Source organism: Thalassobaculum litoreum DSM 18839 (genome assembly GCF_900102465.1).
Classification (GTDB): Bacteria; Pseudomonadota; Alphaproteobacteria; order Thalassobaculales; family Thalassobaculaceae; genus Thalassobaculum; species Thalassobaculum litoreum.
In genome coordinates this window covers 1-19,495 of sequence record NZ_FNBW01000016.1, presented here as the reverse complement: position 1 = coordinate 19,495, position 19,495 = coordinate 1, and the positions used below count along the sequence as shown (strand labels likewise).

The window sequence follows — 19,495 nt, the reverse complement described above, 5'->3', positions numbered from 1 at the left end:
GCGTGATGGCTGGTCATCCAAACGGGGGGCTCGGGATCCTGGCCGGCGGCGGACCGCTGCCGCGCCGGATCGCCGACACGGTGCTGGGCGAGGGACGGCAGGTCTTTGTCGTGGCCTTCGAGGGCCAGACGGACCCGGCGACCGTTGACGGTCTGCCCCATGCCTGGATGCGCCTCGGCGCCACCTCCAAGACCCTGGAGGCCCTGCATGCCGCCGGCTGCGGCGAGGTGGTGATGGCCGGGCCGATGAAGCGGCCGACCCTGTCCTCCCTGCGCCTGGACCTGCGGTCCACCGCCGCCATCGCCCGGGCCGGCGCGCGGGTGTTCGGCGATGACGGGCTGCTGTCCCTGATCGTGGAGGAGATGGAGCGCGAGGGGCTGCGCGTGGTCGGCATCGAGGATCTGCTGGGCGGCTATCTGGTGCCCGCCGGCACCCGCACGCGGGCCGAGCCGGACGCGCGGGCCCTGAGCGACGCCGTACGCGGGATCGCCGTGCTGAAGACACTGGCGCGGGCCGATATCGGCCAGGCCGTCGCCGTGCAGGAGGGTATCGTGCTCGCGGTCGAGGCGGTGGAGGGTACCGACGCCATGATCGCGCGCGCCGGCGGCCTGCGCCGCGAGGGCGCGGCCCCGGTTCTGGTCAAGGGCCGCAAGCCGGGCCAGAACGACCGGGTCGACCGGCCCACCATCGGCCCCGCCACTGTCGCCGCCGCCGCCGCCGCCGGGTTCGCCGGCATCGTGGTGGAGGCGCTGGAGACCCTGATCGTCGATCGCGACGCAACGGTCACCGCCGCCGATGCCGCGGGTCTTTTCCTTCACGCCATGACCTTTGATGGAGCGCAGACGTGACCGCTGAGTCTGGTGCTGAGTCTGGGCCTGAGTCCGGTGCTGTGTCGGAGGCTGAATCCGGTGTGCCTCTGATCTACATCATCGCCGGGGAAGCCTCCGGCGATGCGCTCGGGGCCGGGCTGATCCGCGCCCTGCGGGCCGAGACCGGGGGACGGATCGAGGTGGCCGGGATCGGCGGCGACCGCATGGCGGCCGAGGGGCTGCAGACCCTGTTCCCGATCAGCGAGATGGCGGTCATGGGGATCGTCGAGATCCTGCCCAAGGCGCCGAAGCTGCTGCGCCGGATCGGCCAGACCGTGGCCGATATCCAAGCCCGCAGGCCGGCCGTCGTGGTCACCATCGACAGCAAGGCCTTCACCATGCGGGTGAACAAGCGCCTGCACGCCCTGCGCACCAAGACGGGCGAGGGGCCGAAGCTGATCCATTGGGTACCGCCGACGGTCTGGGCCTGGCGGCCGGGCCGGGCCGAGGTCATCGCCAGGTATCTCGACCATCTCCTGACACTCTATCCCTTCGAGCCGCCGTATTTCGAGGCGCACGGCCTTCCCACCACCTTCGTCGGTCATCCGGCCGCCGTGGCGCCGGACGGCAACGGCAAGCGGTTCAAGGGCCGCTACGGCCTGCCCGCCGGCGCGCCGGTGCTGGGGCTGTTCCCCGGCAGCCGGCCGGGCGAGGTGAAACGCCTGCTGCCGATCTTCGGTGACGTGGTCGACCGCCTGGCCGCGCGGTACCAGGGGCTGCGGGTGGTACTCCCGACGGTCTCCGGGGTGGCCGAGGCGGTGCGCGAGGGGACGGCCAACTGGCGCGCGCCGGTCAGCATCGTCACCGAGCATCGGCACAAGGCGGATGCCTTCGCCGCCTGCACCGTGGCGCTGGCGGCCTCGGGCACGGTGACCCTGGAGCTCAGCCTCGCCGGTGTGCCGACGGTGGTCGCCTACCGGGTGAACGCCCTGTCGGCCGCGATCGCGCGGCGCCTCGTGGATCCGGAGGCGGTGGTCTTGACCAACAAGTTGATGGGCAAGCGGGTGATCCCGCAGTTCCTGCAGGAGGACTGCACCGCCGACCGGCTGACCGTGGCGATCGAGCGCCTGTTCGACGATCCCCGCGCCCGGGCCGAGCAGGGCGCGGCCAGCGAGGCGATCCGCAGGATGCTCACCGTCGACGGCGAGGACCCCTCCGTCCGCGCGGCGAAGGCGGTGCTGAAGGTGACCCGCGAAGAGGCCGACGCGCTGGTCGCGGATTAGCGACCCGCGAGCTTCCGGACCCGTCCGCTGCGCTCCGCGATGCCGGAGCTTGATTTTCTTCCCTGCCTCCACCCGCCCACACTCCCCGGCCCTGTGCCGGGGCCAGCGGTGGTGCTTGGACGGGCGCCCTGAGACAGATCGCCGGCGGACGACGCGTCCGGCGGGCTCGTCCCGGCACAGGGCCGGGGAATGAGGAGAGGGTGGGCAGCGAAACCCCCAACGAGAAAGGGCGGCCCGGAGGCCGCCCTTTGCAGTCGTTCCGGCGAGGCGGAAGTCCTCAGCCGCGCTTCTCCAGTGGCACGTAGTCGCGTGCGGTCGGGCCGGTGTAGAGCTGGCGCGGACGCCCGATCTTCTGGCCCGGCTCCTCGATCATCTCCTTCCACTGCGCCACCCAGCCGACGGTGCGGGCGACGGCGAAAAGCACGGTGAACATGGAGGTCGGGAAGCCCAGCGCCTTCAGCACGATGCCGGAGTAGAAGTCGACGTTCGGGAACAGCTTCTTCTCGACGAAGTACGGATCGGAGAGGGCGAGCTTCTCCAGCTCCATGGCCAGCTCGAGCAGCGGATCGTCCAGGTTCAGCTCTTCCAGAACCTCGTGGCAGGACTTCTGCATCACCTTGGCACGCGGGTCGTAGTTCTTGTAGACCCGGTGGCCGAAGCCCATCAGGCGGAACGGATCGTCCTTGTCCTTGGCGCGCTCGATGAACTCGGGGATGTTATCCTTATGGCCGATCTGCTGAAGCATGTTCAGCACGGCCTCGTTGGCACCGCCATGGGCCGGTCCCCACAGCGAGGCGACGCCCGCGGCGATGCAGGCGAACGGATTGGCGCCCGAGGAGCCGGCCAGGCGGACGGTCGAGGTCGACGCGTTCTGCTCGTGGTCGGCGTGCAGGATGAAGATCCGGTCCATGGCGCGGGCCACGGTCGGGCTGATCACGTATTCCTCGGCCGGCACCGCGAACATCATGTACAGGAAGTTCTCGGCGTAGGAGAGGTCGTTGCGCGGGTAGTTGAACGGCTGGCCGACCGAGTACTTGTAGGCCATGGCCGCGATCGTCGGCATCTTGGCGATCAGGCGGAACGACGCGACCATCCGCTGGTGCTCGTCGTGGATGTCGGTGCTGTCGTGGTAGAACGCAGACAGACCGCCGACGACGCCGCACATGATCGCCATCGGGTGGGCGTCCCGCCGGAAGCCTCGGTAGAAGTTCGCCAGCTGCTCGTGCAGCATCGTGTGATACGTCACGTCATGGACGAACTTCTCCTTCTCCTTCGGCGTCGGCAGCTCGCCGTTCAGAAGCAGATGGCAGACTTCCATGAAGTCGGACTTCTCGGCCAGATCCTCGATCGAGTAGCCGCGGTGCAGCAACTGGCCCACATCGCCGTCGATATAGGTCAGGCCCGACTCACAGGAACCGGTGGAGGTGAAGCCCGGGTCGTAGGTGAAATGCCCGGTCTGCGCATACAGCTTGCGCACGTCGATGACGCTCGGGCCCAAGGTGCCCGGAATCACGGGAAGCTCGTAGCTTTCGCCGGACGCGTTATCGGTGAGGGTGAACGTGCCGGTATTGCTCTGGCTCATCTTTTAGTCCCCTGTTTCGAAGCCGCGCTCCCGGTTGGCCAGGATGAACGCGCAGCGGCGCGCGGATACTATCCGCTAGTGTGCAGTGCCGCAAACGGCGTCGATGCGCCTCAGCGACTCGTCTTTGCCAAGAATCGCCAGGACCTCGAAAATGCCCGGCGATGTGGTCGATCCAGTAAGGGCGGCGCGCAAGGGTTGCGCGGCTTTGCCGAGCTTCAGTTCCTGAGCCTCAGCAAAGGAGCGCACTGCCTGCTCAACGTCCCCCTCCTGGAAAGAATTAAGCCCACGGAGTTTTTCCGCAAGCCCCGACAGCACACGCCTGCCGTCGTCGTCGAGCAGCTTGTTTGCTTTTTCGTCAAAGCTTAGCGGCAGGGTGGCGGCGTAGAACCGCGCATTGTCCGCCAGCTCCTTGATCGTGCGGGCGCGGGCCTTCAGCCCTTCCATGCCCCCGCGAATGCGGCTCTCGGTCTCCGCGGTCAGATCCAACCCGTCCGGCTCGGCGCGCAGGCGCGCCAGCACCAGCTCGGCCAGCCGGTCGTTGTCGGCCTCGCGGATATAGTGGCCGTTCAGGTTTTCCAGCTTGGCGAAGTCGAAGCGCGCGGCCGACCGACCGACGCCGTCCAGGTCGAACAGCTCGATCGCCTTGTCCCGCGGCACGATCTCCTCGTCGCCATGGGCCCAGCCCAGACGCAGCAGATAGTTGTTCACCGCCTCGGGCAGGTAGCCCATGTCGCGATAGGCGTCGACGCCGAGGGCGCCGTGGCGCTTCGACAACTTGGCGCCGTCGGGGCCGTGGATCAGCGGGATATGGGCGAAGACCGGCACGTCCCAACCCATCGCCCGGTAGATCACCGCCTGGCGGAAGGCGTTGTTCAGGTGGTCGTCGCCGCGGATCACATGGGTGATGCCCATGTCGTGATCGTCCACCACCACCGAATGCATGTAGGTCGGCGTGCCGTCGGCCCGCAGGATGATCATGTCGTCGAGCTGGGCGTTCGGCACGGTGACCGAGCCCTGCACCGCGTCGACCAGTGTCGTCTCGCCGTCCTGGGGCGCCTTGATACGGATCACCGGCTTCACGCCCGCCGGCGCCTCCGACGGATCGCGGTCGCGCCAGGTGCCGTCGTAACGCGGCTGACGGCCCTCCGCCCGGGCCTTCTCGCGCATCTGCTCCAGTTCTTCGGTGGAGCAGTAGCAGCGATACGCCTGGCCGATCTCCAGGAGCTTATGGGCGACTTCGGTGTGGCGCTCGATGCGGGAGAGCTGGAACACCGGCGCCTCGTCACCGCCGAGACCGAGCCAGTCCAGCCCGTCCAGGATCGCGTCCACCGCCTCGGGCGTGGAGCGTTTGCGGTCTGTGTCTTCGATACGCAACAGGTAGCGCCCGCCGTGATGGCGCGCGAACAGCCAGTTGAACAACGCCGTGCGCGCGCCGCCGATATGCAGGAACCCGGTGGGCGAGGGGGCGAAGCGGGTGACGACCGACATGGAAAGCCTTTCGCATGCGCGAGCGGTTGAACGGGAGCCTCAGCGGCGGACCTGCCGGCGCTTTGCGCCGGAAAGTGGGCCCGGTGTCTAGCACAGGCGCGCGCGAGGCGCGACCATCGCGCCACCCGTCGCGGCCTCAGCAGGCGGCGACCGGGGCTCCGACGGTCACCATCGCGCTCCCCGCCGCCGGACGCGCTCGGGGCCGGTGGGCGGTACTCGCCGGGTTCAGGCGCGCCCTGGCGCAGGACCGGGCACGCTGGCCGCTCTGGCTGCCGGTCGCCTTCGCCGGCGGGATCGGCCTGTATTTCGGCCTGCCGTCGGAGCCGCCCCTCGCCGCCGCGCTGATCCCGCCGCCGGTTCTGGCACTGGCGGCCTGGTCGGTGCGGGAACGGGAGGGGGTGTTCTGTACCCTGTTGGTCCTGCTGTTCGTCGCGCTGGGCGGTTCGGCGGCGCTGCTGCGGACCGCCGCCACGGACACGGTGCTGCTGACCGAGCCGATATGGGCCGATCTGGATGGGGTGGTGGAGCGGGTGGAGCATCGGCCGGACGACATCCGCCTGACCCTGGCGGAGGTCCGGATCGTCGGCGGGCGCGGTACCGCGCCGTATCGGGTGCGGGTGGTGAGCCGGTCGCGGGACGTCGCCCCCGCGATCGGCGACCGGGTGCGTCTGCGCGCCCGCCTGACCCCGCCGCCGCAACCGTCCGTGCCGGGCGGCTTCGACTTCCAGCGCAGCGCCTTCTTCGACGGGCTGGGGGCGGTCGGCTTCACGGTCGGGCAGCCCGTGCTGCTCGAGGCCGGGTCGGTGGGAGGCTTCTCCCTCGCGGTGGCGGCCCTGCGGGCGCGGATCGCCGGACGGCTGGCCGTGGCGCTTCCAGGGCCGACAGGCGCCGTGGCGGCCGCGCTGATCGTCGGCGAGCGGGCCGGACTGGACGACGCGACCCAGGCGGCGTTCCGGGATTCGGGGCTGGCGCACCTGCTGGCGATCTCCGGCCTGCATATGGGGCTGGTGGCGGGGACCCTGTTTGCCGGTGTGCGCCTCGCCCTGTGCCTGATCCCGGGTGTGGCCCTGCGCCGTCCGGTGAAGAAGATCGCCGCCTGCGTGGCACTGGCGGGCAGTGCCGCCTATCTGGTGCTGGCCGGGGCCCCGGTGCCGACCCAGCGGGCGTTTCTCATGGCGGCGGTGGTGCTGTCGGCGGTGCTGGTCGATCGCGAGGCGGTGAGCCTGCGGCTGGTGGCGCTGGCGGCCTTCACCGTGATGGCGTTGCGGCCGGACGTGCTGACCGGCGCCAGCTTCCAGCTTTCCTTCGCCGCGGTGGTCGCGCTGGTCGCGGCGCATGAGACCTTGCGACGGTATGGAGGCCGACTGGGAGGCGGTCTCGGCGGCTGGCTGGTTCGGGTGGTGCGGTATTTCGCCGGCGTGGCGGTGACCTCCATTGTCGCGACCCTGGCGACCGCGCCGTTCGTCACCTTCCATTTCCAGGCGATCGCCCTGGGCGGCATTCTCGCCAACATGCTGGCCGTGCCGCTGACGGCCTTCGTGACCATGCCGGCGGGCATCGTCGCGCTTCTGTCCATGCCGCTGGGTCTGGAGGGCTGGGCGCTGGCGGCCATGGGGCTGGGGATCGACGCGACCCTGGCCGTAGCCGCCCGGGTGGTCGACTGGACCGGGCCCGCCGCCGGCGTCTATCCGCAGCCGGTCGCCGGTCTGGCGGCCGTCTCCCTCGGGGGATGCTGGCTGGCGATCTGGCGCACGCGCCTGCGCTGGCTCGGCCTGGTGCCGATGGCCGCCGGCGGCCTGCTGTGGCTCACCGTGGCGCCGCCGGACGTGCTGATCTCGGCCGACGGACAGCTCAGCGCGGTGGCGGCGGCCGGCGGCGGGGAGGGGGCGTGGGTGGTGTCGACCACCCGGGGCAACCGGTTCACCCGCTCGGTCTGGGCCCGACGGTGGGGCGTGGAGGACGCGGTGACGGTGACGGCCTGGGACGGGCAGGCGGAGGGGCCGTCAGGCGCGCTGGCCTGCGACGATCTGGGCTGTACCCTGCGGCGCAACGGCCTGCTGCTGTCGCTGGCCGCCAGCCACGAGGCGGCGCTTGAGGATTGCGCGGCCGCCGACGTGCTGGTCGCGGTCGTGCGCGTCCGCACACCGTGCTCGCGTCCGCGCCTGCTGGTGCACAGCCCGGACCTGCGGCGCGACGGGGCGCACGCTTTCTGGCTCGGGCGCGACGGGCCGCGGATGGAGTCCGTGCGCGGCCGTCGGGGGATCCGCCCCTGGGTCCCGGCGCCGACCCAGTTCCGGCCCCCGGTCTCCAAGGAGTGAATGCCGCTGATCAACGTTTAGAGACAATAAGATAGGGGAGAGTAACGCACGCCGACGCGATCACGAGGTGATACCGTCACCGAACGATCGGTTCTAGGATTAGAGTTTCGCGACAAAGGGATAAAACTTTTCACTGTTTCGGTGCGGCAATATCGATTAAATCCAATATATAAGTTGTGCCTGGGGAAGATTGGGGAGTCGTGATGCGCATGCCGGTACGGGAATGCTCGTTCGCGATTCTCGCGGACTCGGTGGCCGAGGTTGTCGGCAAGAAGAACCTCGCCTATGTCGCCATCAAGCAGGCGGCGTCCACCGACAACCCCGCGCGGGAGCGCTGGGCGTCCAATCTCTTCGGGCAGATTTCCCTTTCCAACCGCAAGCAGATCCGGTCCAACGCCATGGACAAGGCGCATGTCGAACGCAACAAGCGCCGGTCGGAGGATAAGCGGGTCAAGGAAATCAAGGGCGTGGATTGGGGCAACCTGTTCGCGCATTCCGGCGGCTGAGCGCCGAGCGGTCGGCGCGGAACTGCCGGCTCACGACGGCGCGCACTCTCTCAGGCATCCGAAGCGGATCCGCCCGGTGTTCGGGCAGATCCGCCTCCATTTATATCAGTAATTGCGGATCAGTCCGACCAGACGTCCCTGGATACGTACGCGGTCCGGACCGAAGATCTGGATCTTGTATGCCGCATTCGCCGGTTCCAGCGCGACCGAGTTGCCCTTGCGGCGCAGGCGCTTGAGGGTGGCCTCCCGCTCGTCGATCAGGGCGACGACGATGGACCCGTTCTCCGCGGTGTCGCAGCGCCGGATGATCACCGTGTCGCCGTCGAAGATGCCGTCCTCGATCATCGAATCACCGGCGATCTCCAGGGCGTAGTGCTCGCCGCCCGCCACCATGGAGAGCGGGACCGACACCGTGCTTGTCGGGTCGCTGATCGCCTCGATCGCGGTACCGGCGGCGATCCGGCCGTAGAGCGGCAGTTCGAACCCGCCGTCGCTGTCGGACGGCTGCTCGCGGCCGCCGCTGCGCATCGGAAAATTGCCGGGGATTACGTTGGGGGCGAAGCCGCGGATCGCCGGTGACGGCTCGGCAGCGGTCGCAGCTCCCGCCACCTCGGGCAGTTTCAGCACTTCCAGTGCCCGCGCCCGATGGGGCAGTCGTCGGATGAAGCCGCGTTCCTCCAGAGCCGTGATCAGCCGGTGAATGCCGGACTTCGACTTGAGGTTCAGCGCTTCCTTCATTTCGTCGAACGAGGGGGAGACCCCGCCTTCCTCCAGCCGCTTGTGGATGAACATCAGCAGTTCGTGCTGCTTGCGGGTGAGCATCGGGTCCCTCGACTTTCCGCCGCCACCGCGCCCGGCTGGGAAGCCTGCGCCTGAGCGAACAAACATGGTACAAACACCGATGTTCTACTTTTGATCCGCCGGCAGGTCAAGGCCTGTGGATAAGTCGGGGGACAGTATCCGGCGCGACTCGCTTAAATAGACAGGAAGTCGCCGGCGAGGCAGAGCACGCGCACGGTGTCGCCGGCCTTGCGACTCGGGTCGTGCGCCGGCCGGACGATCAAGCAATCGGCGGCAGCGAGGCGCGACATCATCGAACTGTCCTGGCGCGGGAATGGGCGTACATGGCGGCGACCGTCGTCTCCCATCTCCCAGGTGGCGCGGACGTAGTCCTGACGTCTGTCGTTCTCCTTTAGATCGACGGCGAGAACCGCCTGTTCCTCTTGGCCCCCGACCGTCTCCAGGCCCAGCATGGTCTCCAGGGCCGGACGCAGGAACACGGTGGCGCAGACCACCGTGGACACCGGATTCCCGGGCAGTCCCAGCATCGGCACCCCGGCGAAACGGCCGAAGATCAGCGGCTTGCCCGGCCGCATGGCGATCTTCCAGAAGCCGACCTCCAGGGCGTCGGCGCCGAACTCCGTGTCGCGCAGGGCTTTCTGCACAAGGTCGTGGCGGCCGACCGAGGCACCGCCGGTGGTGACCAGCATGTCGGCGCCCCGCGCACCGGCCGCCAGGCGTCGCAGCGCACCCTCGTCGTCCGGGGCGATGCCCAGATCGACTGGCTCGCCGCCGACCGCCCGGACCACAGCCGCAAGCGCATAGGCATTGGAGGAGACGATCCGCATCGGATCGGTCAGCTCGCCCGGACGCACGATTTCGTCGCCGGTGGACAGAATCGCGACGCGCGGTTTCCGGCGCACCGAAATCCACGGCACGTTCATGGTCGCCGCCAGGCCAATATCGCGGGCGCTCAGGCGTCGTCCGGCGGCGATGCCGAGATCGCCCTCGTGGAAGTCGAGCCCGGCCGGGCGGATATAGGTTCCGGCGGCCGCTCCCTCGCGCACGGTGACGGTGGCTCCGTCCTCCTCGCTGTCGGCGTCGACATCCTCCTGGATGACGATGGCGTCGGCCCCGTCCGGCACCGGGCCGCCGGTGAAGATGCGCACGCACTCGCCGGGCCCGACCGTGCCCTCGAACAGACCGCCGGCCGGCGCGGCCCCGATGCGCTTGAGGGTTGCCGGCACGCTGGCCACGTCCTGGGCGCGCACCGCATAGCCGTCCATGGCGGAGACGGCGACCGGCGGCTGGGTGCGTCGGGCGGTGATCGGATCGGCGGTGACCCGGCCCAGCGCCTCGGTCAGCGCCACGGTCTCCGCCGGCATCGGACTCATCGCCGACAGGATGCGGGCCAGCGCGTCGGATACCGGCAGCAGGTCGTCACTCACCCCTGTAGTCTCCGGATTTGCCGCCGGACTTGGCCACCAGCCGGATATCGCCGATCCGCATCGCCTTATCCACGGCCTTGGCCATGTCGTAGACGGTGAGCGCGGCGACCGAGACAGCGGTCAGCGCCTCCATCTCCACGCCGGTGCGGCCCTTCAGCTTGCAGGTCGCCTCGATGTCCACCGCGTCGCGGGCCTCGTCGATGGTGAGCGCCACCTTCACCGAGGTCAGCGCCAGCGGATGGCACAGCGGGATCAGGTCCGGAGTACGCTTGGCCCCCATGATGCCGGCGAGCCGGGCGACCGACAGCACGTCGCCCTTCTTCACCCCGCCGTCGCGGATCAGGGCGATGGTCTCGGCGGACGCGTAGACCGAGCCGCGGGCGGTGGCGACCCGCTCGGTCTCCTCCTTGCCGCCGACATCGACCATATGCGCCTTGCCGGCGGCGTCGAAATGCGTGAAGTCGCTCATTCTCTCTGGCCCGTGGGTTCAGGCGACGGCGGGAAGGGGATCCGCCAGGAGCTTGCGGGTCGCCGCGGTCACGTCGTCCTGGCGCATCAGCGACTCGCCGATCAGGAAGCAGCGCGCGCCGATCCGGGCCATGCGGCCGAGATCCTCCGGCGTGAACAGCCCGCTCTCGGCGATCAGGGTGTGGTCCTTGGGCACCATGGAGGCCAGACTCTCCGCCGTGGCGAGGTCGGTGGTCATGGTCTTCAGATTGCGGTTGTTCACCCCGATCAGCGGCGAGGACAGTTTCAGCGCCCGCTCCATCTCCTCGGAATCATGCACCTCGATCAGCACGTCCATGCCGAGGCCGCTGGCGGCACTTTCCAACTCGGCGGCGAGCGTGTCGTCGAGGGCCGCCATGATCAGCAGGATGCAGTCGGCGCCGAGCGCGCGGGCCTCCACGATCTGGTAGGGATCGAGCATGAAGTCCTTGCGCAGGGCCGGCAGGTCGACGGCCGCGCGGGCCGCCTCCAGATAGGCGTCCTTGCCCTGGAAATACTTCTCGTCGGTCAGCACCGACAGGCAGGTCGCCCCGCCCTCGGCATAGGCGCGGGCGAGGGCGGGCGGATCGAAATCCTCGCGGATCAGGCCCTTAGACGGCGAGGCCTTCTTGATCTCGGCGATCAGGCCGTAGCCGGTCTTGGACGCGGTCTTAAGTGCTTTGGCAAAGCCGCGTGGCTCGGACGCGGCCTTCGCCAGTTCCTCCAGCTCGGCCAGCGAGCGCCGTTCCTTGCGCTCGGCGATCTCGCCGCACTTGTGCTCACAGATCTCCGCCAGAACGTCGCGCATCAGGCGCTCTCCCGGTTGGTCATCTCGACCAGGGCGTCCAGTTTTGCCTTGGCCTTGCCGCTGTCGATGCTGTCGGCGGCCATTTCAGCCCCGGCCTTTACATCGGCAGCCTTGCCCGCGACCACCAGGGCAGCGCCGGCATTCAGCAGAACGATATCGCGATACGGACCCTTGGCGCCGTCCAGCACCGCGCGCAGGGCGGCGGCATTGTGCTCCGGGTCGCCGCCGCGCACGGCATCGAGCGGGGCGCGTTGCAGCCCGGCATCCTCCGGCGTGACCTCGAAGGTCTCGACCTTGCCGTCCTGCAGGCTCGCCACATGGGTCACCCCGGACAGGGTCAGCTCGTCCAGGCCGTCGCCATGCACGACCCAGGCGCGGGTGGAGCCGAGTTTGCCCAAGGTTTCCGCCATCGGCACGATCCAGTCGCGGGAGAAGGCGCCGACGAGCTGGGTCTTCACCATGCCCGGATTGGACAGCGGCCCCAGGATGTTGAACAGGGTGCGGGTGCCGAGCTCGACCCGCGGGCCGGCCACGTGGCGCATGGCGCTGTGGTGGCGCGGCGCCATGAAGAAGCAGATGCCGACCTCGTCGATCGCCTTCTTCACCAGCTTCATGTCGCAGTCGGTGTTCACGCCCAGATGTGTCAGCACGTCCGCCGCGCCGGAGCGCGAGGACAGCGCCCGGTTGCCGTGCTTGGCCACCGGCACGCCGGAACCGGCGATCACGAATGAGGCGGCGGTGGAGATGTTGTAGGTCTTCGCCCCGTCGCCGCCGGTGCCGACATTGTCCATGGCGTCGGCCGGCACCTCGACCTTGAGCGCCTTGGCCCGCATGGCGCGGGCGGCACCGGTGATCTCGGCGACGGTCTCGCCGCGCACGCGCAGCGCCATCAGGAAGCCGCCGACCTGGGCCGGGGTGGCGTTGCCCGACATGATGATGTCGAAGGCGCTCTCCGCTTGGCTCTCGCTCAGAGACTCCCCGGTCGCGGCGTGGGCGATGAGGGTCTTCATGTCCCCCAGATCGCCGCTCATGTCCCGGTTCTCTTCAGCCGGGCCTCGATCTCCTCGATCGGCTGGATCGGCTGGCCGTTGAAGCCGGCCAGGCGCAGGAAGTTGCCCAGCATCCGGTGACCGAACTGCGAGGCGATGCTCTCCGGGTGGAACTGCACGCCGTAGCAGGGGTAGTCGCGGTGCTTCAGCCCCATGACGATGCCGTCCTCGGTCCAGGCCGTCTTCTCCAGGACGTCGGGCCAGCCGTCGGTCGGCACGATCAGCGAGTGGTAGCGGGTCACCTCGAACGGCGAGGGCAGACCCTCGAACACGCCTGTGCCGGTGTGATGCACTTCCGACACCTTGCCGTGCATCGGCACCGGCGCCCGGGTCACCGTGCCGCCGAAAGCCTGGCCCATGGTCTGGTGGCCGAGGCACACGCCCAGCATAGGAATGGTCGCGGCACAGCGCTCCACCAGCTCCAGGCAGATGCCGGCGCGGTCCGGATCGCAGGGACCGGGCGAGATGACGATGCCCTCCGGGTTGAGATCGACGATCTCGTCCACGGTGATCTTGTCGTTCCGCCGCACCTCGAACCGCGCGCCCAGTTCCCCGAGGAAGTGGTAGAGGTTGTAGGTGAAGCTGTCGTAATTATCGATCAGCAGAAACATTTCAATCGCTTGGAGACGGTTGTTTATGTAGCGGACTAGCCGTTGCATGCTACCTTATCAACCCCGGTCCCGGCAGAGAAGCGGCTAGCATGGCGGCACAGCGCAAGAAGCCCGCACGGAGCACGAAGAAGGCGATCCCGCCCGGCGGCGGGTTGCTGCGGCGTGCGGGCGTTGCGTCCGTCGCGGCTTGTGTGCTGTTCGGCGGCGGCATCGCCGTGGGCGCGTGGATCGCCGGCGGGACGAGCCTGCCGGAACTGAGCGCGAGTCGCGATCTCCTGGGCTCGCCCCAGATCGCCACCCAGCCCGCGCCCCTGACCGCGGGTCGGCCTCCGGTTCCGACGCCGAAACCCGCACAGCCCAGGGCCGAGGCGCCGAAAGCGGCGGCCGTGCCGGCGGGCATCCCGCTGCCGAAGATGACCGGGGCCGTGGAGGCCCTGAAACCGGCCGAGACGGCGGTCAAGCCGGCGAGCGCTCCGGCCCAGGTGGCCGCCCTGCCGCCGAAGCCGTCGGTGGACGACGGCAGCCTACCGGCCTGGCGCCGCTATGCGGTGCCGGCGGATCTGTCCGGCGGGGCGCCGATCATCGCCATCGTGCTCGACGACCTCGGCATCGACACCCGGCGCTCCAACCGGGCGATCGCGCTGCCGGCACCGGTGACGCTGGCCTTTCTGCCCTATGCCGAGGGGCTGGAGGAACAGACCGCCGCCGCCCGCGCGGCGGGGCACGAGTTGCTGGTCCACATCCCCATGCAGCCGCATGGCGAGGATGCCGACCCCGGGCCGAACGCCCTCGACATGCGCCTGGGCGCCATCGAGGTGCTGAGCCGGCTGGACTGGGATCTCGCCCGGTTCTCCGGCTATGTCGGCATCAACAACCACATGGGCAGCCTGTTCACCGAGAGCGAGGCAGGCATGCGTCTGGTGGCCGAGGGGCTGCGCGACCGGGGGCTGATGTTCCTGGACAGCCTGACCTCGCCGAAGAGCGTGGCCGCCGCCACCGTCGCGTCCTATGGCGTGCCGACCACTGCGCGCGACGTCTTCCTCGACAACACCGACAGCCCGGAGGAAGTGGCGATGCGCCTGGAGCAGACCGAGAAGATCGCTCGCAAGGCCGGCACCGCCATCGCCATCGGGCATCCGCGCGACAATACCCTGGACGTGCTGGAGGCGTGGATCCCCAAGGCCAAGGCCGCCGGGTTCACGCTTGTGCCGCTGACCGCCGTGCTGAACGTTCGGCGCGGCATGGCCACCCAGCAGGCGAGCCGGCCGTGAGCGCGGCGCAACTTCCGCCGGTGACCTGGCGCTGGCACCGCTGGGACCAGCTCGACCGGGACCAGCTCTACGCGATCCTGAAGGCGCGGGTGGACATCTTCGTGGTGGAGCAGGAATGCCCCTATCCGGAGATCGACGGCAAGGATCCGGCCGCCTGGCACCTGCTCGGCTATGACGGGCATCCGGGCGACGGCGTGCTGCTGGCTTACGCACGGCTGTTCGCGCCCGGCGACTATTACGCCGAGCCGGCGGTCGGCCGGGTGCTGACCACGCCGGCGGCGCGGGGACGGGGCGTGGGCCGGCTGCTCATGGCCGAATGCCACCGCTTCTCCGAGGCCAGTTTTGGCACCCCGGCGGTGCGGCTGAACGGGCAGGGGTACCTGAAGGCGTTCTACGAGAGCCTGGGTTATGCCGCCGTAATGGGGCCCTATGACGAAGACGGTATCCCGCATTACGAGATGCTTCGGTCCGCACCGTAGCGTCCGGTCGGCGCCGGTGCCTATCGTCGCCCCATGACCGATCTCACGCATCTTGCCGTCATCGCCGGCGTTCTTTTGCTCGCCGGACTGGTGAAGGGCGTGGTCGGACTCGGCCTGCCGACCGTTAGCCTGGCGCTGCTGACCCCGATTCTCGGCCTGCCGGCGGCCATGGCGGCGATGCTGCTGCCCTCTTTCCTGACCAACCTGCAACAGGCGCTGACCGGAGGCGGCATCCCGGCGATGCTCCGCCGGTTCTGGCCGTTCCTGGCGGCGGTGGCGCTGGGCACCCTGGCGACGTCCGGCGCGGTCGCATCGGTGCCGACCGACCTGCTGGTGATCCTGCTCGGCGCGTCCATCGCGCTCTACGCCGCATTGGGCCTGCTGACCCCGCCCTGGCCGCAGCCGGGGGAGCGCGAGCGCTGGCTCGGCCCGGCCTGCGGGCTGATCACCGGACTGCTGACCGGCATGACCGGGTCCTTCGTGATCCCGTCCGTGCCGTATCTGCAGTCCCTGGCGCTCGGCCGCGACCGGCTGGTGCAGATGATGGGGGCCACCTTCACGGTCGCCACCCTGGCCCTGGCGCTCGGCCTCGGCGGCCGCGGGCTGATCGGCGGCGGGGCGGCGCTCGGCACCCTGGTCGGGGTGATTCCCGCCTTCCTAGGGATGGAGATCGGCCGGCGGCTGCGCGGTCGGTTGTCGGAGCAGGCCTTTCGCCGCGCGCTTTTCACGGCACTGTTGCTACTGGGGATCTGGATGATCGGGCGGGAACTGGCTAGCGTCGCGGCATGACAGATCATGCCCCCCGTATCCCGCTCCCCATTTCCGACCTGAACCCGGTGGAAGAGGCCGTCGGCCAGCGCCGTTCCGTGCGCGGCTTCAAGCCCGATCCGGTACCGCGGGAGACGGTGGAGCGCATCCTGCAGATCGCCGCCCGGGCGCCGTCCGGCACCAACATGCAACCCTGGAAGGTCCATGTCCTCACCGGCAAGGCCAGGGAGGACCTGTCCATGGCGATTATGACCGCCTTCGACAGCGGCGCGGAGCACAAGGGCGAGTGGGCCTATTACCCCAAGCACTTCCGCGAGCCGTATCTGGCGCGCCGGCGCAAGGTGGGCTGGGATCTCTACGGCCTGGTCGGCATCGCCAAGGGCGACACCGAGAAGATGCATGTGCAGCACGGCCGCAACTACACCTTCTTCGACGCGCCGGTGGGGCTGGTCTTCACCATCGACCGGGATCTGGAGATCGGCTCCTGGCTGGACTACGGGATGTTTTTGCAGAACGTGATGCTGGTCGCCCGCTCCCACGGGCTGGAGACCTGCCCCCAGGCGGCCTTCGCGCCGTATCACAAGGTGATCCGAGAGACGCTGGACTTGGACGAGATGGAGGCGGTGGTCTGCGGCATGTCGCTCGGCTACGCGGATTGGGAGCGGCCGGAGAACACGCTGATCACGGAACGGGCGCCGCTCGACGATTTCGTGACCTTCCGGGAGTAGGTAGGCACGCGCACCCTCCAACCCTATCTCGTCTTCCCGGACTTGATCCGGGACCCAGCCCTCCACTTGATGGAGCGCCGAAGTAAGGGCGGACGCGTTCCAACACGCTCCCTCTCTGGACCCCGGCGCAGGGCCGGGGAGACGGGTGGATTTCCATTCACTCGCATTCTCAGGGCCGAGGAGACGGTGGGTGGGCGGCATCAGAACCCCCATTGCCGCCACACCCGCCCGCTTGCCATGATCGCGCCAACCAAACACCAACAACCAGAACACCAGAGGGCCCAGCCCCGGGAGAGGAAACCATGAGTCGGATCAGTGTCATCACCGGCGGTGCCAGCGGCATCGGCCGGGCCTGCGCCGATGTGCTGGCGGAACGGGGCGATACCCTCGTCATCGCCGACATGAACGCCGAGGGCGCGGCCAAGGCCGCCGAGGAGCTGAAGGCCGCCGGGGCCGCCGCCCACGCGCTGGCGCTCGACGTGGCCGACGACACGGCGGTGGAGGATTTCTTCGACCGGGTTGAGAGTGAGATCGGCGCGGTCGGGGCGGTCGTGCATTCCGCCGGCATCCTGCAGAACGCCATGACCACCGAGCGCATGAACCGGGAAGAGGCCGACCGGATCATGGACGTGAACTACCGCGGCACCTGGTCGGTGAACGTCGCCGCCTGCCGCCGCATGAAGGCGCGGCAGGCCGGGGCTGTCGTCAACCTCGCCTCGATCAACAGCTTCACCGCCCTGCCGATCCCCAGCTACAACGTCTCTAAGGTGGCGGTGAAGGCCCTGACCGAGATCCTGGCGGTGGAATACGGCATCCACGGCATCCGGGTGAACGCGGTCGCGCCGACCTACACCATCACCCCGGCGATCCAGGCGCGCATCGACAGCGGCCACCGCGACCCGGAGGCGATCCGCGATGCCGGCGCGCTGAAGATCCTGGTCACCCCGCGCAACATCGCCGAGCCGATCGCCTTCCTGCTGTCGGACGCCGCCGCCGCCATCACCGGCGTCACCCTGCCGGTCGACGCGGGCTACGCGCCGAACACGACCTACCGCAGCTATGTCGCCCCGGTGGAGGGCTTCGGCCAATAGGCCGACCGGCACCGGTCCGGTGCCGGCGCGGCCGTTGATCGGCGCGGAAAGCGGGCGCAGACTTGCGCCAAGAATCGGGAGGACACGATGACCGAGATGGTGACCAGCCTTGACGCGCTCGCCGCCAGAGTGACGGACGGCGCGACGATCGCCCTGCCGCCGGACTATTCCGGCTGCGCCAACGCCCTGTGGCGGGCGGTGATCCGGCGCGGGGTGAAGGACCTGCACCTCGTGGGCGTGCCGGTCTTCGGCTATCACGGCGACCTGCTGATCGGGGCGGGCTGCGTGAAGGTGGCCGAGACCTCGGCCGTGACCCTGGGCGAGCATGGCCTCGCACCGCGCTTCACCGCCGCGGTGAAGGCCGGCAGCATCATCGTCAAGGACGCCACCTGTCCCGCCATCCACGCCGGGTTGCAGGCGGCGGAACGGGGCGCGCCGTTCTCGGTCATGCGCGGCCTGATCGGCTCCGACATCCTGGCCCGGCGCGACGACTGGAAGGTCATCGACAACCCGTTCGGCGACAACGACCCGGTGGTGGCGATTCCGGCGCTTACCCCCGACCTCGCGGTGTTCCACGCGGCCAAGGCCGACCGTCACGGCAATGTCTGGATCGGCGTGCGGCGCGAGCTGATGGTCATGGCCCATGCCGCCCGCGACACGCTGGTGACCGTGGAGGAGATCGTCGACGGCGACCTGATGGCCGATCCGGCGACCAAGGCCGGCACCATCCCCGGCCTCTACGTCACCGCGCTGGCCGAGGCGAAGGAGGGGAGCTGGCCCCAGGGCCTGCCCGCCACCGACCTGGTCGCCGATCAGGGGCATCTGGCGCGCTATGCCGAGATGGCGAAGACGGAAGACGGGTTCGCCGCCTATCTGGCGGAATATGTGACCGGCCGGGAGGCGGCGGAATGAGCGGTTCCGATGTGCAGTTGGAAGAGATCCTGATCCACACCATCGCCGGCATGCTGGATGGGCTGCGCCATGTGGCGGTCGGCGCGTCCTCGCCGGTGCCGGGGGCGGCGGCCCTGCTGGCCCGGGCGCGGTCCGGTGGCGCCACGCGGGTGTCGGTGCTGGGCTCGGAGGAGCACAATTTCTTCTCCGACGGCGGCAAGGAGCTGTTCGACTGCGCCGGGCAGGGGCGGATCGACGCCTTCTTCCTGTCGGGCGCCCAGATCGACGGCAAGGCCAACATCAACCTGGTTTCCATCGGCGATCCGGACCTGCCCAAGGCGCGGTTCCCGGGTTCGTTCGGGTCGGGCTATCTGTATTACGTGGTGCCTCGGGTGATCCTGTTCCGCCTGGAGCACACCAGGCGGACACTGGTGGAGCAGGTGGATTTCATCTCCGCCCCGGGCTTCTCCGAGCCGAACGTGTACCGCCCGGGCGGCCCTTTCGCGATGATCACCGACCGCTGCCTGTTCGACGTGGACAAGGACAACCGCCGCTTCGTGTTGAAGAGCGTGCATCCGGGCGAGACGGTCGAGAGCATCGCGGAGAATACCGGCTTTCAATACGACGTTCCGGCGGAGGTGCCGACCACGCCGCTGCCGGACGCCGAGACCCTGGCCCTGATGCGCGGCCGCATCGCCACCGAGATCGCCGAGATCTATCCGGGCTTCGCCAAGCGGGTCTTCGGGCTGGAGAAGGCGGCTTAAGGGGCACAGGCGCTAGAGCATTTTCGCACCTGAGGGAATCGTAGGGGATTCCGTTTTTGGCACGAATCTGATTCACCATCATGGCTGGGGATTGGAGGCCAGCCATGATGACGCGAGCCTTTTCCGATGACCTTCGAGAACGTGTGATCCAGGCGGTCGAGGGCGGGATGTCCCGCCGTGCGGCGGCAGAGCGCTTTGGCGTCGGTGTGTCGACCGCGATCAAATGGGTGCAGAAATGGCGATCGACGGGGACCTGGTCAGCACGTCCGATGGGCGGTGATCGGCGATCTGGTCGGATCGAGGCCGTTGGCGACGAGATTCTCGATCTTGTTGAT

20 protein-coding genes are annotated in these 19,495 nt (G+C 69.0%); 12 read left to right on the top strand and 8 right to left on the bottom strand.

From position 1 onward, the window contains the following. The first annotated feature begins 5 nt into the window (after window positions 1-5). On the top strand, window positions 6-848 hold the full coding sequence (locus BLS34_RS20920; RefSeq protein ID WP_093153579.1) for an LpxI family protein: 843 nt from the start codon (window positions 6-8) through the stop codon (window positions 846-848). A 62-nt stretch (window positions 849-910) separates the two neighbouring features. Continuing rightward, a complete protein-coding gene (lpxB, locus tag BLS34_RS20915) occupies window positions 911-2,092 on the top strand; it encodes a lipid-A-disaccharide synthase (protein WP_245702106.1) in 1,182 nt (393 codons plus the stop codon). 277 nt (window positions 2,093-2,369) lie between these two features. Here lpxB and BLS34_RS20910 read toward each other — a convergent pair whose 3' ends face one another. Both BLS34_RS20910 and gltX read right to left on the bottom strand, forming a co-directional pair. Further along, a complete protein-coding gene (locus tag BLS34_RS20910; RefSeq protein ID WP_093153574.1) occupies window positions 2,370-3,674 on the bottom strand; it encodes a citrate synthase in 1,305 nt (434 codons plus the stop codon). Window positions 3,675-3,749: 75 nt separating this feature from the next. Further along, on the bottom strand, window positions 3,750-5,162 hold the full coding sequence (gltX, locus tag BLS34_RS20905) for a glutamate--tRNA ligase (RefSeq protein WP_093153572.1): 1,413 nt from the start codon (window positions 5,160-5,162) through the stop codon (window positions 3,750-3,752). 83 nt (window positions 5,163-5,245) lie between these two features. Between gltX and BLS34_RS20900 the strand changes: the two genes are divergently transcribed. Both BLS34_RS20900 and BLS34_RS20895 read left to right on the top strand, forming a co-directional pair. After that, window positions 5,246-7,480, top strand: coding sequence for a ComEC/Rec2 family competence protein (locus BLS34_RS20900; RefSeq protein WP_175474325.1), 2,235 nt, complete (start codon window positions 5,246-5,248; stop codon window positions 7,478-7,480). A gap of 203 nt (window positions 7,481-7,683) precedes the next feature. Beyond that, window positions 7,684-7,986, top strand: coding sequence for a hypothetical protein (locus BLS34_RS20895; RefSeq protein WP_093153567.1), 303 nt, complete (start codon window positions 7,684-7,686; stop codon window positions 7,984-7,986). Window positions 7,987-8,091: 105 nt separating this feature from the next. Here the strand turns inward: BLS34_RS20895 and lexA are convergent, their stop codons facing one another. The 6 genes from lexA to BLS34_RS26030 all read right to left on the bottom strand — a co-directional run bounded on the left by lexA (window position 8,092) and on the right by BLS34_RS26030 (window position 13,168). Further along, complete coding sequence (gene lexA, locus BLS34_RS20890) at window positions 8,092-8,808, bottom strand: transcriptional repressor LexA (RefSeq protein ID WP_028794598.1); 717 nt, start codon at window positions 8,806-8,808, stop codon at window positions 8,092-8,094. 152 nt (window positions 8,809-8,960) lie between these two features. After that, complete coding sequence (locus tag BLS34_RS20885; RefSeq protein WP_093153566.1) at window positions 8,961-10,214, bottom strand: molybdopterin molybdotransferase MoeA; 1,254 nt, start codon at window positions 10,212-10,214, stop codon at window positions 8,961-8,963. Further along, a complete protein-coding gene (moaC, locus tag BLS34_RS20880) occupies window positions 10,207-10,683 on the bottom strand; it encodes a cyclic pyranopterin monophosphate synthase MoaC (protein WP_028794600.1) in 477 nt (158 codons plus the stop codon). Before moaC ends, BLS34_RS20885 begins: the two co-directional genes overlap by 8 nt. Window positions 10,684-10,701: 18 nt before the next feature. Continuing rightward, the gene (gene trpC / locus BLS34_RS20875; RefSeq protein ID WP_093153564.1) at window positions 10,702-11,508 is read right to left on the bottom strand and encodes an indole-3-glycerol phosphate synthase TrpC; all 807 of its coding nucleotides are present in this window, start codon (window positions 11,506-11,508) and stop codon (window positions 10,702-10,704) included. Further along, on the bottom strand, window positions 11,508-12,539 hold the full coding sequence (gene trpD, locus BLS34_RS26035; protein WP_175474324.1) for an anthranilate phosphoribosyltransferase: 1,032 nt from the start codon (window positions 12,537-12,539) through the stop codon (window positions 11,508-11,510). Before trpD ends, trpC begins: the two co-directional genes overlap by 1 nt. After that, entirely contained in the window at window positions 12,536-13,168 is a 633-nt protein-coding gene (locus BLS34_RS26030) for an anthranilate synthase component II (RefSeq protein WP_175474323.1), read from the bottom strand. The genes trpD and BLS34_RS26030 overlap by 4 nt, the downstream gene beginning before the upstream one ends. An 89-nt stretch (window positions 13,169-13,257) precedes the next feature. Here BLS34_RS26030 and BLS34_RS20865 point away from each other — a divergent pair, with 89 nt between their 5' ends. From BLS34_RS20865 to BLS34_RS20830, 8 genes are all read left to right on the top strand, one after another. Then, a complete protein-coding gene (locus tag BLS34_RS20865) occupies window positions 13,258-14,439 on the top strand; it encodes a divergent polysaccharide deacetylase family protein (RefSeq protein WP_093153561.1) in 1,182 nt (393 codons plus the stop codon). Further along, a complete protein-coding gene (locus BLS34_RS20860) occupies window positions 14,436-14,918 on the top strand; it encodes a GNAT family N-acetyltransferase (protein ID WP_215906184.1) in 483 nt (160 codons plus the stop codon). The genes BLS34_RS20865 and BLS34_RS20860 overlap by 4 nt, the downstream gene beginning before the upstream one ends. 33 nt (window positions 14,919-14,951) lie before the next feature. Then, the gene (locus BLS34_RS20855; protein ID WP_038014121.1) at window positions 14,952-15,707 is read left to right on the top strand and encodes a sulfite exporter TauE/SafE family protein; all 756 of its coding nucleotides are present in this window, start codon (window positions 14,952-14,954) and stop codon (window positions 15,705-15,707) included. Next, window positions 15,704-16,414, top strand: coding sequence for a nitroreductase (locus BLS34_RS20850; protein ID WP_093153559.1), 711 nt, complete (start codon window positions 15,704-15,706; stop codon window positions 16,412-16,414). The genes BLS34_RS20855 and BLS34_RS20850 overlap by 4 nt, the downstream gene beginning before the upstream one ends. Window positions 16,415-16,716: 302 nt before the next feature. After that, complete coding sequence (locus BLS34_RS20845) at window positions 16,717-17,505, top strand: SDR family NAD(P)-dependent oxidoreductase (protein WP_093153556.1); 789 nt, start codon at window positions 16,717-16,719, stop codon at window positions 17,503-17,505. Between the two features lie 87 nt (window positions 17,506-17,592). Further along, window positions 17,593-18,417, top strand: a complete 825-nt coding sequence (locus BLS34_RS20840) for a CoA transferase subunit A (protein WP_028794607.1) — start codon at window positions 17,593-17,595, stop codon at window positions 18,415-18,417. After that, window positions 18,414-19,160 (top strand): CoA-transferase, encoded by a 747-nt coding sequence (locus tag BLS34_RS20835; protein WP_093153554.1) that lies wholly within the window; start codon window positions 18,414-18,416, stop codon window positions 19,158-19,160. The genes BLS34_RS20840 and BLS34_RS20835 overlap by 4 nt, the downstream gene beginning before the upstream one ends. Before the next feature lie 104 nt (window positions 19,161-19,264). Further along, window positions 19,265-19,495, top strand: a 231-nt coding sequence (locus BLS34_RS20830; protein ID WP_175474263.1) for a helix-turn-helix domain-containing protein, incomplete at its 3' end; no start/stop codon positions are given.

Excerpts from the sequence above, each read along its gene's own strand:
- BLS34_RS20920 (WP_093153579.1), top strand. The coding sequence starts at position 6 with ATGGCTGGTCATCCAAACGGGGGGCTCGGGATCCTGGCCGGCGGCGGA.
- BLS34_RS20910 (WP_093153574.1), bottom strand. The coding sequence starts at position 3,674 with ATGAGCCAGAGCAATACCGGCACGTTCACCCTCACCGATAACGCGTCC.
- gltX (WP_093153572.1), bottom strand. The coding sequence starts at position 5,162 with ATGTCGGTCGTCACCCGCTTCGCCCCCTCGCCCACCGGGTTCCTGCAT.
- BLS34_RS20895 (WP_093153567.1), top strand. The coding sequence starts at position 7,684 with ATGCGCATGCCGGTACGGGAATGCTCGTTCGCGATTCTCGCGGACTCG.
- lexA (WP_028794598.1), bottom strand. The coding sequence starts at position 8,808 with ATGCTCACCCGCAAGCAGCACGAACTGCTGATGTTCATCCACAAGCGG.
- moaC (WP_028794600.1), bottom strand. The coding sequence starts at position 10,683 with ATGAGCGACTTCACGCATTTCGACGCCGCCGGCAAGGCGCATATGGTC.
- trpC (WP_093153564.1), bottom strand. The coding sequence starts at position 11,508 with ATGCGCGACGTTCTGGCGGAGATCTGTGAGCACAAGTGCGGCGAGATC.
- trpD (WP_175474324.1), bottom strand. The coding sequence starts at position 12,539 with ATGAGCGGCGATCTGGGGGACATGAAGACCCTCATCGCCCACGCCGCG.
- BLS34_RS26030 (WP_175474323.1), bottom strand. The coding sequence starts at position 13,168 with ATGTTTCTGCTGATCGATAATTACGACAGCTTCACCTACAACCTCTAC.
- BLS34_RS20865 (WP_093153561.1), top strand. The coding sequence starts at position 13,258 with ATGGCGGCACAGCGCAAGAAGCCCGCACGGAGCACGAAGAAGGCGATC.
- BLS34_RS20855 (WP_038014121.1), top strand. The coding sequence starts at position 14,952 with ATGACCGATCTCACGCATCTTGCCGTCATCGCCGGCGTTCTTTTGCTC.
- BLS34_RS20850 (WP_093153559.1), top strand. The coding sequence starts at position 15,704 with ATGACAGATCATGCCCCCCGTATCCCGCTCCCCATTTCCGACCTGAAC.
- BLS34_RS20845 (WP_093153556.1), top strand. The coding sequence starts at position 16,717 with ATGAGTCGGATCAGTGTCATCACCGGCGGTGCCAGCGGCATCGGCCGG.
- BLS34_RS20840 (WP_028794607.1), top strand. The coding sequence starts at position 17,593 with ATGACCGAGATGGTGACCAGCCTTGACGCGCTCGCCGCCAGAGTGACG.
- BLS34_RS20835 (WP_093153554.1), top strand. The coding sequence starts at position 18,414 with ATGAGCGGTTCCGATGTGCAGTTGGAAGAGATCCTGATCCACACCATC.